We start from the raw sequence: 13,291 nt of genomic DNA, 5'->3' as shown, positions 1-13,291 counted from the left end.
GCCTCGCCCGCCGGCGGCGGCGTGGAGCTGCGCTGTCCGCTGGAGTTCCGATATCTGTCCCTGCTGCCCCGGCAGACTGCCGGCGTGGCCCAGGTCCGGCTGGAGGAGGATGCGCCCCGGGACCCGGCTGCCCGGCCCTCCATCGTGCTCCGGGCGGTGGAGGAGGGGGAACGGCTCTGGGACATCGCCAAAGCCTATGGGACCACCATGGAGGACATCGTTCAGGCCAACAGCCTGGGCGAGGATGCTCTTACGGCGGGGCGGGTCCTGCTCATCCCCAAGAAGCGGTAAAAGGAGGGGTCTCCATTGGAAGAACGGAATATCTATGAGGACATCGCCCGGCGCACCGAGGGCGACATCTACATCGGCGTGGTGGGTCCGGTGCGGACGGGCAAATCCACCTTCATCAAGCGATTTATGGAGACACTGGTGCTGCCCAACATCGAAAATGTCTACCGGAAGGAGCGGGCACGGGATGAGCTGCCCCAGAGCGGCTCCGGCCGGACTGTGATGACGGCGGAACCCAAGTTCGTCCCCGAAGAGGCGGCGGAGCTCACCATGGAGGGGGGGACCCGCATGTCGGTCCGGCTGGTGGACTGCGTTGGCTATCTGGTGCCCGGCGCGGTGGGACAGACCGAGGACGACCAGCCCCGGATGGTGACCACCCCCTGGTTCGATCACCCCATTCCCATGACGGAGGCGGCGGAGATCGGCACCCGAAAGGTGATCTCCGAGCATGCCACCATCGCCGTGGTGGTGACCACGGACGGCAGCGTTACCGACATCCAGCGGGAGGACTATCTGGAGGCGGAGGAGCGGGTCATCACCGAGCTCAAGGAGCTGGGGAAACCCTTTCTGGTCCTGCTCAACTCGGCCTTTCCCAACTCAGAGCGGGCCAGGGCCATCCGAAACGACATTGCCGGGCGGTATGACGTGACCTGTGTGGCGGTGAACTGCCTGGAGCTGGAGCAGTCCGACGTGACGGACCTCATCCGGGCGGTCCTGTTTGAGTTCCCGCTGCGGGAGCTGGACCTGAATCTTCCGGCCTGGGTGGACGCCCTGCCGGGGGACCACCCCATCAAAAGCGGACTCTACGCCGCCATTCGGGAGCAGGCGGGCGGGCTCCGGCGCATCCGGGATGTGGACGGTGTGATCTCCGCCATTGGCGGCAGCGAGGGGGTCAGCCGGGCCCAGGTCACCTCGGTGGAGCTGGGCACCGGCCTGGCCGCCGCCGACCTGGAGCTGCCCCGCAGCCTGTTCTACGAGACCCTGTCCGCCCAGTCCGGGTTTGCCATCCAGGACGACGGGGACCTCATGGGGCTGCTCACCCAGCTCTCCGAGGTGAAGCGGGCCTATGACAAGGTGGCCGACGCCCTCCGGGAGGTGCGGGAGACCGGCTACGGCATCGTGGTGCCCACCACGGACGAGCTGAAGCTGGAGGAGCCGGAGATCGTCCGGCAGGGGGGACGATACGGGGTCCGGCTCAAGGCGTCCGCCCCCTCCATCCACATGATCCGGGCCGACATCGAGACCGAGGTCTCGCCCATCGTGGGCAATGAAAAGCAGTCCGAAGAGATGGTCCACTATCTCCTCCAGGAGTTCGAGGGCGACACCAAGGCCATCTGGCAGTCCAACATTTTTGGCCGCTCCTTCCACGAGCTGGTCAGCGAGGACCTGAACACCAAGCTCAAGCGGATGCCGGAGGACGCCAGGAGCAAGCTCCAGGAGACCCTCCAGCGCATCATCAATGAGGGCTCCGGCGGTCTCATCTGCATCATCTTATAAAAAATGCCGCGGACCAGCCGGTCCGCGGCATTTTTGTTATATGGGTTCCCGCACCACAGAGACGGTGTCAAAGCCCAGCTCCGCCATAAGGGCGGCGGCCTCCGGCGTGATGCGCTCGCCGCTGACGGCAATGGGAATGGCAGGGGGGCAGGACACCGCCGCGCCGGCACAGATCCGGCCAGCGGACGCCCCCACCGGGACTTCCTCCCAGGGGGAGAGCATGGCCGCCCGGGGGGAGAGGACCCGTTCGCCCGGGGCAGGGAGGGCGGCGGGGACGCGGGAAGGACCGGGCCGGAAGCCGGAGAAGGCAGTCTCCACGCTTTGAAAATCGGACGCCACGGCGTCCGCGGCGTACATGAGCACCACCTCATCGGGGTCGGCATACTCCGGTTCCACACGGTTCCGGCGCAGCAGCTCTGCAAGCTCGTAGCCGGAGCGGCCAGCCGCCCAGGCATCCACCACCAGCTTGAGGGGCTCGCCGGAGCGCACCGGAACGCCCCGGGCGGCCAGCCGCCCTTTTAGAGCGTCCAGCTGCCGGACCACCTCCGCCAGCCGGGAAGGGAGGTCCTCCGCCAGCCGGCGGTTGCAGGCGTCCAGGGACTGGAGGATGAGATAGGAGGGGCTGGAGGACCCGAAGAGGGCCAGGGACTGCCGGGCCGCCCCCTCGTAGGGGGCCAGCGCGCTGGCCGAAACGTGAAGATAAGCGCCGCCGGTGAGCACCGGCAGGGTCTTGTGGGCGGAATCGCAGCACAGGTCTGCCCCCAGGTCCATGGGATGACGGGAGGGGGAGAGAAAACGGAGGTAGGCCCCGTGGGCGTTGTCCACCAGAAGGGGGACGCCATGGCGGTGGCAGACCTCCGCCAGACCGGCGATGTCCAGCATGCCGCCCAGATAGTCGGGAGAGGTGACGTATACCGCCATAGGCGGCGCGGGCTGCTCGTCCAGCGCCCGGTCCAGACCGGCAGGAGAGAGGGGACAGGCGCACAGGGGACTCTCTCCCTCTGGGCGGAGCCAGCGGGGCTCCAGGTCCAGGAGGGCGCAGCCGTGGAGAAAGGCTTTGTGGGCGTTCTGTCCGGCCAGCACGGTCCGGGCGGCATGGGGCGGGCGGTGGAGGAGGGCCAGGTGGAGCATGGCCTTCACACACTGGGAGGAGCCCCCGGCGCTGTAAAAGGTGTGGCGGGTGCCGAAGAGGGCGGAGGCGTTGTTCTCGCTCTCCAGGATGATCCCCTCCGGGTGGGAGAGGTCGTCGGCGCCGTCCACCTCGGTGATGTCCAGGTCCTCGCAGCCCAGGGCGCCCCGGCCCTTGTGGCCGGGCATGTGGAGCCGGGCGGCGCCGGCGGCGGCATAGCCGCGCACAAAATCACAGATGGGGGTATTCACGCCTGACCGTCCTGGCTCTGGGCCACCTGGAGCATGATGGCGCACTCCATCCGTTTCTTGAAGAGCTCACAGCCATAGGAGTAGACGCCCCGGATGCTGCCGGAGGCGTGGTAGCTGTTGGCGGCGCAGCCGCCGGAGCAGTAGAGCCGGGCCCAGCAGTCGGCGCACTCGGGCCGGGCGTAGGCGTTGCAGGAGCGGAATTCGTCCTGGACGGCGGTGTTGGTCACCCCGTCCCAGATATTGCCCAGGGAATACTTGGGGTCGCCCACGAACTGGTGGCAGGGGAAGAGCTCGCCCCAGGGGGTGACGGCCATGTATTCGGTGCCGCTGCCGCAGCCGGAGATGCGCTTGTAGATACAGGGGCCGTGCTTCAGATCCAGAATGTAGTGATAGAAGGTGAAGGGGCGGCCCTCCCGCTGCCGGCGGAGCATCTCACGGGCCAGCTGCTCGTACTGGTCAAAGAGGATGGGCAGGTCCTCCTGGGTCAGGGCGCAGGGGTCGTCGGGGGGGCAGACCACCGGCTCCATGCTCAGCTCGGTAAAGCCCAGGTCGGCCATGTGGAGGATGTCGCTTACAAAGTCGGTGTTGTGGTGGGTGTAGGTGCCCCGGATGTAGTAGCTCTTGTCGCCCCGGCGCTCCACAAAGTGCTGGAATTTGGGCACGATGGCGTCGTAGCTGCCGTTGCCCGCGTAGTCCTTGCGGAACCGGTCATGGACCTCCTTCCGCCCGTCCAGGGAGAGGACCACGTTGTGCATCTCCTTGTTGCAGAAGTCGATGACCTCGTCGTCCAGCAGCACGCCGTTGGTGGTGAGGGTGAAGCGGAAGTTCTTGTTGTGGATGGGCTCCAGGCTCCGGGCATAGGCCACCAGGTCCTTGACCACCTGCCAGTTCATCAGGGGCTCGCCGCCGAAGAAGTCCACTTCCAGATTCCGGCGGGCACCGGAGTGGGCCACCAGGAAGTCCAGTGCCTGCTTGCCCACCTCAAAGGACATGAGGGCCCGCTCGCCCTGGTACTTGCCCTGGCTGGCGAAGCAGTAGGAGCAGCTCAGGTTGCAGGTGTGGGCTACGTGGAGGCACAGGGCCTTGATGACGTTGGAGTGGTTCTTGTAGTCAGCCGCCATGGGGGCATAGGTGTCCGGGGTAAAGAGCTTGTGGTCCTCTTTCAGGGCCGTCACATCGTCGATGCAGGCCCGGACCTCCTCCTCGGTGACGTCGGGGCGGTCAGGGTAGTCGTCCAGGATGCGCCGGCAGATCTCGTCAGGGGTGTGGTCAGGGTAGAGGGCGATGATGTCATAGGCCACCTCGTCCACCAGATGGACCGAGCCGCTGCAGGTGTCCAGGACGATGTTGTAGCCGTCCAGCTTGTATTGATGTACCATAAAATTGATCCCTCCACAGGATGATCGTCTCATTAGGATGATTGCTTCATTGGCATGGAGCCTTGGGCCGTCTGCGGCAAAAAAAGTGCCGCCTCACTGCGAGGCGGCACCCAGGGTCTGACGTCTGCTTACTGCTCGTTGTTCTCGCAGGGCTGGTTGGCCACGCCGCAGCTGGTCTTGCAGGCGGACTGGCAAGAGGTCTGGCACTCGCCGCAGCCGCCGGTGGTCACGCTCTTGCAGAGGTCACGGGTCTCAATGGTCTTGATTCTATCCATGGTCCAAGTCTCCAATCATTTCATTCTGTTTCTGTGCATGGCACAGCTTTTCCTCTATACAGATTAAAACAAGAATGGCCGATTGTCAAGAGAAACCTCCCGTCAATCGGTAAAGGCGAAGGTCCGGAGGGCGGAAAGGTCGGTGAGAAAGAGGGCGCGGTAGCCGGTCCTGAGCCAGCCCCGGCGGGTAAAATCCCCCAGGACCCGGCTCACGGTCACCCGGCTCACCCCCACAGCGGCGCCGATCTCCTCGTGGGTGCAGCGCAGAGCGCCGTCGGGCTCCGGGGGAAGGGAGAGGAGGTAGCGGGCCACCCGCTGGTCCGCCGGACGGAAGGACATGCCGTCCACATGGTCGGAGAGCAGGCGTACCGTCCGGGCGAGATACTCCAGCAGGGGCATGACCAGCTCCGGGTGGGCCCGGAGGACCCGGTCCAGCCGCTCCCGGTCGATGGAGACCGCCCGGCACTCGGTCACCGCCACCGCGGAGGACACCCGGGGACAGCCGTCAAAGAAGGCGGCCTCGCCCATCAGGTCGCCCGAGCGGTGGACGGTGAGCACCCGTTCGCCCCCCGTCTCCGAGCTGATGTAGCTCCGGGCGCTGCCCGAGAGCAGATAGTAAAAGGCGTCGGCCTGGGCCCCCTGGAGATAGATGAATTGCCCCGGGGCATAGACCCTGGGGGACTGCCCCTGGGCCAGAGGCGCCCAGGGCGCGGTTTCCTGACGTTCGGCCATCTCTGTTGTCCACCCCGCTTTCTTTTGCCGGTATTGTATCATACTTTACATTCTTTCGGCAAGTCCTCTGTCATAATAAAGCCGATCAAACAAACAGGAGGGACCAAGCATGGGCATGACCATGACCCAGAAGATCCTGGCCAGGCACGCGGGCCTTGCGTCCGTGGAGGCCGGACAGCTCATCGAGGCCAGGCTGGACCTGGTGCTGGGAAACGATATCACGGCTCCGGTGGCCATCACTGAATTTGACAAGGCGGGGCTTACCCAGATCTTTGACAAGGACAAGATCGCCATTGTCCTGGACCACTCCGTCCCCTGCAAGGACATCAAATCGGCGCAGCTGTGTGCCCAGGCCAGGGCCTTTGCTCAGCGCTTTGACATCACCCACTTCTATGATGTGGGCCAGATGGGCGTGGAGCACGCCCTCATCCCGGAAAAGGGCCTGGCCGCCCCTGGGGAGGTCATCATCGGCGCCGATTCCCACACCTGCACCTACGGCGCGCTGGGGGCCTTCTCCACCGGCGTGGGCTCCACCGACATGGCCGCCGGCATGGCCACCGGCCTTGCCTGGTTCAAGGTGCCCTCCGCTATCCGGGTGACCCTCACCGGCAAGCTGCCCCCCTATGTCAGCGGCAAGGACGTGGTCCTCCACCTCATCGGCCTCATCGGCGTGGACGGCGCCCTCTACAAATCCCTGGAGTTTGCCGGGGAAGGGGTGGCCGAGCTGGCCATGGATGACCGCTTCACCATCGCCAACATGGCCATTGAGGCCGGCGCCAAGAACGGCATCTTCCCCGTGGACGACCAGACCCGGGACTATCTCCGGGGCCGGGTGGACCGCCCCTGGGAGGCGGTGGAGCCCGACGCCGACGCCGTCTACGATCAGGAGGTGGTCATCGACCTCTCCGCCCTCCAGCCCACGGTGGCCCTCCCGCACCTGCCCTCCAACACCAAGACGGTGGACGAGGTGGCCGGCCTGCCCATCCAGCAGGTGGTCATCGGCTCCTGCACCAACGGGCGGCTCAAGGACCTTCAAGAGGCGGCCGATATCCTCCGGGGCCGGAAGGTGGCCAAGGGCGTGCGCTGCATCGTCCTGCCCGCCACCCAGCAGATCATGATGGACGCCATGGCTCAGGGCCTCGTTCAGATCTTCATTGAGGCCGGCTGCGCCGTCTCCACCCCCACCTGCGGCCCCTGTCTGGGCGGCCATATGGGTGTCCTCTCCAACGGAGAGCGGGCGGTCTCCACCACCAACCGCAACTTTGTGGGCCGCATGGGCCCCACCGACTCCGAGATCATTTTGGCCAGCCCCGCCGTGGCGGCGGCCTCCGCCGTGGCCGGCTGCATCGCCGACCCGGCCAAGCTGTAAGGAGGAGAAACGGCAATGAAGATCTATAAATACGGCGACAACGTGGATACCGACGTCATCATTCCGGCCCGCCACCTCAATAACCCGGACCCCAAGGCCCTGGCCTCCCACTGTATGGAGGACATCGATGAGACCTTTGCCTCCACCGTGGAGCACGGCGACATCGTGGTGGCCGGGGCCAACTTCGGCTGCGGCTCCTCCCGGGAGCACGCCCCCCTGGCCCTCAAGTCCTGCGGCGTGAAGTGCGTCATCGCCAAGAGCTTTGCCCGCATCTTTTACCGCAATTCCATCAACATCGGCTTCCCCATCCTGGAGTGCCCCGAGGCCGCCGAGGCCATCGCCCCCGGCGACGCCGTCTCCGTGGACTTCCAGACCGGCGTCATCATCGACGAGACCAGCGGCAAGACCTTCCAGGCCGCCCCTTTCCCGGCCTTTGTGGACGGCATCATTGAGGCAGGCGGCCTCCTCCATTCTCTGAAAGCGCGAGGTGTGGCGAAATGAACTATAAAATTGCCCTCATCAAGGGCGATGGCATCGGGCCCGAGGTGGTGAACGAGGCCGTGGGCGTCCTGGAGGCCGTGGGCGAAAAATTCGGACACACGTTTGAATTTGTGGACGTGCTCCTGGGGGGCTGCGCCACCGACGCGGTGGGGAAGAGCTACCCCGACGGCACCGCCGAGAAGTGCAGGGCCTGCGACGCCGTCCTGCTGGGCGCCGTGGGCGGCCCCAAGTGGGGTTCCGACAAGCCCCCGGAGCAGCGGCCCGAGACCGCCCTGCTGGCCATCCGCAAGGACCTGGGGCTCTATGCCAACCTGCGCCCCGCCACCCTGCGCCCCGCCATGGCCGACGCCTGCCCGCTGAAAAAGGAGACGGCGGAGAAGGGCATCGACCTCATGATGGTCCGGGAGCTCACCGGCGGCATCTACTTCGGCAAGCGGGACAGGTATCAGACCGAGGACCGGGGCCTGGAGTGTACCGACCTCATGGCCTATTCCGAACAGGAGATCGAGCGGATCGGCCGCCGGGCCTTTGAGCTGGCCCGGCTCCGCCGGAAGAAGGTCTCCAGCGTGGACAAGGCCAACGTGCTGGAGACCTCCCGCCTGTGGCGGAGCGTCATGCACCGCCTGGCGGAGGAGTACCCCGACGTGCAGTATGAGGACGTGCTGGTGGACAACTGCGCCATGCAGCTGGTCCGGGACCCCGGCCAGTTCGACGTGGTGGTCACCGAGAACATGTTCGGCGACATCCTCTCCGACGAGGCCAGCATGGTCACCGGTTCCATCGGCCTTCTGCCCTCCGCCTCCATCGGCGATACAGCCCCCGGACTCTATGAGCCCATCCACGGCTCCGCTCCCGACATCGCCGGTCAGGACAAGGCCAACCCCATCGCCACCATCCTGTCTGTGGCCATGATGTTCCGCTACTCCTTCCAGAGGGCGGCGGAGGCCGACGCCATCGAAGCGGCGGTGGACGCCGTCCTGGCCGAGGGCTGGCGGACCCCCGACATCGCAGAGCCCGGCGTCACCCCCATCGGCACCAAAGAGATGGGCCGTCTCATCCGGGCACATATCTAAAAACAGATATTCCAGGCGGCGGAGCGTGTGATGCGTTCCGCCGCCGCGGCGTTCAGAAGGGAGGCCAACGGGCGAAATCCCTTGCATCCCCCCGGTATTTCTGCTAGAATCTTGGGTGATAACGGAGAAGGGAAGTGGCGTCTGTGGTGCTCGCAATCGATATCGACAACTCTACCACCAATGTGGGGCTCTTCGGCCCGGATGGGAGGCTCTGCTTCCGTTCCGGCCTGACCACCAGCCGCAACCCCACCCGGGACCAGTGTGCCATCAGCCTGATGAACCTCTTTGCCCTGTACCACGCCGACCTGCGAAATGTCTCCGGCGCGGTGATCTCCAGCGTGGTGCCGTCGGTGACGGCCCACATGTCGGGGGCTGTGGAGCTGCTCACGGGGAAGGCCCCCATGCTGATGGGGCCGGGGATCCGGACGGGGCTCAACATCAAGTCGGACCTCCATAATCAGCTGGGCTCCGACATTGTGGCCTGCTCTGTGGCCGCCATGGACCAGTACCCCACCCCCATCATCATCATCGATATGGGTACGGCGGTTACCATGTCCTATCTCCACGACAGGACCTATGAGGGCTGCATGATCTTCCCCGGCGTGCTGGTGGCCCTGGACGCGCTCTCCGAGCGGGCGGCAGCCCTGCCCCACATCTCGGTGGAGCCGCCGGCCTCCATCTTCGGGCACAATACCGTGGACGCCATGCGTTCCGGTGTGATCTACGGCAACGCCAGCATGATCGACGGCATGATAGACCGGATCGAGGAGCACGGACAGCCCGCCGCCACCGTGGTGGCCACCGGAGACAGCGCGCCGGAGGTTCTGCGCTTCTGCAAGCACACCATTCTCTACAACGCCGACCTTCTGCTCCAGGGGCTCTACTTGATTTACCGGAAGAACACGGAGGGGCGGCGGCGCTCCTGAGCACGGCGCCCCTGTCCGGAAGCCGGACGGCGGGCGCCGCTTGCGCGCCGGCCTTTTTTCCCGGAATGCTTGCAATTCAAGAGCCGTCATTTTATAATGTTTCCAGTCAAACCGCATCAGATCGGGAGGATCAGTTATGAAAGAACTGTCACAGCTTGCGTCCATCGTCCGGGCCTCCACCACGCTGGCCATCGACGCCATGTTCAAGCAGATGAAGTCCGATGGCGTTGACGTGATCGGCTTCGGGGCCGGTGAACCCGATTTTCATACGCCGGACAACATCAAGGAGGCGGGCCATGCCGCCATCCGGGACAACTTTACCTGCTACACGCCCACCGCCGGCATCCCGGAGCTGCGCAAGGCGGCCTGTGTCCGGCTGCGGGAGGACTGCGGCCTGGACTATGCGCCGGCCCAGATCGTCATGGCCAGCGGCGCCAAGCACGCCCTCTACGCCGCCCTCCATGCGCTGCTGGACCCCGGAGACGAGGTCATCATCCCGGCCCCCTTCTGGGTGACCTACTTTGAGATGGTCCGTATGATGGGCGCGGTGCCTGTCATCGTCAAGGCGGAGGAATCCGCCGGTTTCAAGATCACCCCTGGGCAGCTGGCCGCCGCCGTCACGCCCAGGACCAAGGCGGTCCTCCTCAACAACCCCTCCAATCCCACCGGCATGGTGTACGGCAGGGAGGAGCTGCGGGCTCTGGCCGATGTCTGTGTGGCCGATGACCTCTATATCGTCGCCGATGAGATCTACTACCGTCTGGTCTACGATGGCCGGCCCTTCACCAGTGTCGCCGCGCTGGGGGAAGACGTAAAAGAGCGGACCATCCTCATCAACGGCGTCTCCAAATCCTATGCCATGACCGGCTGGCGGGTGGGTTACGCAGCCGCGCCGGAGCCCATTGCCAAGGTCATGTCCAACTACCTCAGCCACTCCACCGGCGCGCCCTGCTCCATCGCCCAGAAGGCGGCAGCTGAGGCCCTGGCCGGACCCCAGGACACCATTGAGGAGATGCGCAAAGCCTTTGAGCAGCGGCGGGACCACCTGGTGGAGCGGATGAACGCCATTCCAGGCGTCAGCTGTCTCAAGCCAGAGGGGGCCTTCTATGTCATGATGAACCTGCGTGAGCTGCTGGGCAAGACCATCCACGGCGCTGTCATCCACAACGCCGATGACTTTGCCGACGCTTTCCTCAAGCACGGCCTGGTGGCCACGGTGCCCTGTACCGGCTTCGGCGCCCAGGATTTCGTCCGCTGGTCCTATGCCACCTCCATGGAGAACATCGACGAGGGGCTGGACCGGCTGGAGAAGTTCCTGGCAGAGTGAACCACAGGGGCCCCGCAAAGGAAACGATGATCGGAGGGATGGCCCATGGGCCGGACAGATCGCTATGAAAGTCCGCTTTCTTCCCGCTATGCCAGTGATGAGATGCTCTATCTCTTTTCCGCCGACAAGAAATTCACCACATGGCGCCGCCTGTGGGTGGCCCTGGCCCGGGCGGAGATGGAACTGGGCCTGCCGGTGACGGCGGAGCAGGTGGCCGAGCTGGAGGAACACGTTAACGATATCAACTATGAGGTGGCCGCCGCCGAAGAAAGGCGGCTCCGCCACGATGTGATGGCCCATGTCCACGCCTATGGGGCCCAGTGTCCCAAGGCCATGCCGATCATCCATCTGGGGGCGACCAGCTGCTATGTAGGGGACAACACCGACATCATCCTCATGCGGGAAGGTCTGCTCCTGATCCGGGACAAGCTGGTGCGGGTCCTCCATACGCTGGCCGGATTTTCTGACAAGTATAAAGCCTTGCCCACACTTGGATTCACACACTTTCAGCCCGCCCAGCTCGTCACGGTAGGGAAGCGGGCGACCCTGTGGATGAACGAGCTGCTCATGGACCTGGAGGAGGTGGAGCACCGACTCTCCACCCTGGCTCTGCTGGGCTCCAAGGGCACCACGGGCACACAGGCCAGTTTCCTGGAGCTCTTTGACGGGGACCATGCCAAGGTCAAGCTGCTGGAGGGAAAAATTGCAAAGGAAATGGGCTTTACAGATGTTGTACCCGTAAGCGGACAGACCTATTCCAGGAAGATGGACGCCAATGTGCTGGCCACCCTTTCCGGGATCGCCCAGTCGGCCAGCAAGTTTGCCACCGACCTGCGGCTGCTGTGCCACCTCAAGGAGGTGGAGGAGCCCTTCGAGAAGGATCAGATCGGGTCCTCCGCCATGCCCTACAAGCGCAATCCCATGCGCTGTGAGCGGATCTGCGCGCTGGCCCGCTATGTGATGACCGACGCCCAGAATCCGGCTGTCACAGCCGCGACACAGTGGTTTGAACGGACCCTGGACGACTCGGCCAACAAGCGGCTCGCTGTTCCGGAGGCATTTCTGGCGGTGGACGCCATTTTGAGCATTTATGAAAATGTCTGCGCCGGGCTGGTGGTCCATGCACAGGTGATCCGGCGGCATATCATGGAGGAGCTGCCCTTCATGGCCAGTGAAAACATCATGATGGATGCGGTGAAGCGGGGGGGAGACCGCCAGCAGCTCCACGAGCGCATCCGGGTCCTATCCCAAGAAGCCGGAAGGAATGTAAAGGATTTTGGCCTTGCAAATAACCTCATTGATCTCATCGCGGAGGACCCGCTTTTCGGCATGAGCCGGGACGAGCTCACCGCTCACCTGGAGCCGGAGCGGTACATTGGCCGGTGTCCGGAGCAGGTAACTGAGTTTTTGGCGGAGAGGGTTGCCCCCGTGCTCGCCAGATACCCGGAGGCGCTCCGGGGCAGCGACGTAGAATTAAAGGTCTGATCAGGAAAGGGGAAGAACATCATGTCAAATGCAGTACGCCGGATCGGCGTTTTCACCAGCGGCGGCGACGCGCCCGGTATGAATGCGGTCATCCGCTCGGTGGTCCGCACCTCGCTTCATATGGGCATTGAGTGCGTAGGCATCCGACGGGGCTACAACGGCCTGGTCCACGGCGATTTTGTGCCGCTGAACTTTGAGAGCGTCAGCGGCCTGAGCCGCCGGGGCGGCACCATGCTCTACTCTGCCCGCAGCGAGGATTTCCGGGGCGAGGCCGGCCAGGAGAAGGCCGTGGCCACCTGCAAGCTGCTGGGTCTGGAGGGCGTGGTGGGCATCGGCGGCGACGGTACCTTCCGGGGTCTGCTGGAGCTCTCCCGCCGGGGCGTGGCCGTGGTGGGCGTTCCCTGTACCATTGACAACGACATCGCCTGCTCCACCTACACCATCGGCTTTGATACCGCCTGCAACACGGCCCTCGACTCCATCGACAAGCTGCGGGACACCATGCAGTCCCATGAGCGGTGCTCGGTGGTGGAGGTCATGGGCCGTCACGCGGGCCACCTGGCCATGTACGTGGGGGTGGCCTGCGGCGCCACCTGCGTCCTGGTGCCGGAGCGGGAGACCGACTTCGAGCACGATGTGATCGAGCCCATCCGCACCGCCAGACTGGGCGGACGCACCCATTTCATGGTCATCGTGGCCGAGGGTGTGGGCAGCGCCTATGATGTGGCGAAGAAGATCAAGGAGGCCACCGCGCTGGACACCAGGGTCACCGTTCTGGGCCATGTGCAGCGGGGCGGCGCACCCACCGCCCGGGACCGGGTGGCCGCTACCTACATGGGCTATGAGGCCGTCCGCCTGCTGTCCGAGGGGAAGACCAACCGGGTGGTCTGTGTCCAGGGGGACACCTATGTGGACTATGACATCATTGAGGCGCTGAAGATGAAAAAGGGCCTGGATGAGCAGACCTACACCGTGATGCGGACCCTCACCGGGGTGGAATAAGGCGTTTGGCGGAATCAAATACCAACCAGGCGGCGGATGGGACCCACGGGTCCCATC

The 13,291-nt window shown here is 64.8% G+C and carries 13 protein-coding genes; 9 read left to right on the top strand and 4 right to left on the bottom strand.

Annotated elements, in window-relative coordinates:
- On the top strand, positions 1-291 hold a 291-nt coding region (locus tag Q0Y09_RS01015), incomplete at its 5' end, for a LysM peptidoglycan-binding domain-containing protein (protein WP_297716512.1).
- A gap of 15 nt (positions 292-306) precedes the next feature.
- Positions 307-1,785 (top strand): stage IV sporulation protein A, encoded by a 1,479-nt coding sequence (spoIVA, locus tag Q0Y09_RS01010; RefSeq protein ID WP_297716511.1) that lies wholly within the window; start codon positions 307-309, stop codon positions 1,783-1,785.
- 36 nt (positions 1,786-1,821) lie between these two features.
- On the opposite strand, the gene Q0Y09_RS01005 is transcribed toward spoIVA, so the two are convergent.
- The 4 genes from Q0Y09_RS01005 to Q0Y09_RS00990 all read right to left on the bottom strand — a co-directional run bounded on the left by Q0Y09_RS01005 (position 1,822) and on the right by Q0Y09_RS00990 (position 5,551).
- Positions 1,822-3,165 (bottom strand): amino acid decarboxylase, encoded by a 1,344-nt coding sequence (locus Q0Y09_RS01005; RefSeq protein ID WP_297716510.1) that lies wholly within the window; start codon positions 3,163-3,165, stop codon positions 1,822-1,824.
- Positions 3,162-4,544 (bottom strand): thioether cross-link-forming SCIFF peptide maturase, encoded by a 1,383-nt coding sequence (scfB, locus tag Q0Y09_RS01000; protein WP_297716509.1) that lies wholly within the window; start codon positions 4,542-4,544, stop codon positions 3,162-3,164. Before scfB ends, Q0Y09_RS01005 begins: the two co-directional genes overlap by 4 nt.
- 128 nt (positions 4,545-4,672) lie before the next feature.
- Positions 4,673-4,819: a six-cysteine ranthipeptide SCIFF gene (gene scfA / locus Q0Y09_RS00995; RefSeq protein WP_204738568.1), complete on the bottom strand. Its 147-nt coding sequence runs from the start codon at positions 4,817-4,819 to the stop codon at positions 4,673-4,675.
- Positions 4,820-4,921: 102 nt separating this feature from the next.
- Positions 4,922-5,551: a Crp/Fnr family transcriptional regulator gene (locus Q0Y09_RS00990; protein ID WP_297716508.1), complete on the bottom strand. Its 630-nt coding sequence runs from the start codon at positions 5,549-5,551 to the stop codon at positions 4,922-4,924.
- Positions 5,552-5,660: 109 nt separating this feature from the next.
- Here Q0Y09_RS00990 and leuC point away from each other — a divergent pair, with 109 nt between their 5' ends.
- The 7 genes from leuC (at position 5,661) to Q0Y09_RS00955 (ending at position 13,234) form a co-directional block, all read left to right on the top strand.
- On the top strand, positions 5,661-6,920 hold the full coding sequence (gene leuC, locus Q0Y09_RS00985; protein WP_297716507.1) for a 3-isopropylmalate dehydratase large subunit: 1,260 nt from the start codon (positions 5,661-5,663) through the stop codon (positions 6,918-6,920).
- 15 nt (positions 6,921-6,935) lie between these two features.
- Positions 6,936-7,421, top strand: coding sequence for a 3-isopropylmalate dehydratase small subunit (locus tag Q0Y09_RS00980; protein WP_297716506.1), 486 nt, complete (start codon positions 6,936-6,938; stop codon positions 7,419-7,421).
- Positions 7,418-8,494 carry a 3-isopropylmalate dehydrogenase gene (leuB, locus tag Q0Y09_RS00975; RefSeq protein ID WP_297716505.1) on the top strand — a complete coding sequence of 359 codons (1,077 nt, stop codon included), beginning with the start codon at positions 7,418-7,420 and terminating at the stop codon, positions 8,492-8,494. Before Q0Y09_RS00980 ends, leuB begins: the two co-directional genes overlap by 4 nt.
- 146 nt (positions 8,495-8,640) lie before the next feature.
- Entirely contained in the window at positions 8,641-9,420 is a 780-nt protein-coding gene (locus tag Q0Y09_RS00970) for a type III pantothenate kinase (protein WP_297716504.1), read from the top strand.
- Between the two features lie 136 nt (positions 9,421-9,556).
- A complete protein-coding gene (locus Q0Y09_RS00965) occupies positions 9,557-10,747 on the top strand; it encodes a pyridoxal phosphate-dependent aminotransferase (RefSeq protein ID WP_297716503.1) in 1,191 nt (396 codons plus the stop codon).
- A 45-nt stretch (positions 10,748-10,792) separates the two neighbouring features.
- A complete protein-coding gene (gene purB / locus Q0Y09_RS00960) occupies positions 10,793-12,232 on the top strand; it encodes an adenylosuccinate lyase (protein WP_297716502.1) in 1,440 nt (479 codons plus the stop codon).
- Between the two features lie 21 nt (positions 12,233-12,253).
- A complete protein-coding gene (locus Q0Y09_RS00955; protein ID WP_297716501.1) occupies positions 12,254-13,234 on the top strand; it encodes an ATP-dependent 6-phosphofructokinase in 981 nt (326 codons plus the stop codon).
- Positions 13,235-13,291: the final 57 nt, after the last annotated feature.

Source organism: Intestinimonas sp., assembly GCF_026169115.1.
Lineage (GTDB): Bacteria > Bacillota > Clostridia > Oscillospirales > Oscillospiraceae > Intestinimonas.
Note: the sequence above shows the minus strand (reverse complement) of the source record. Positions and strands in the feature narration are given on the sequence as shown.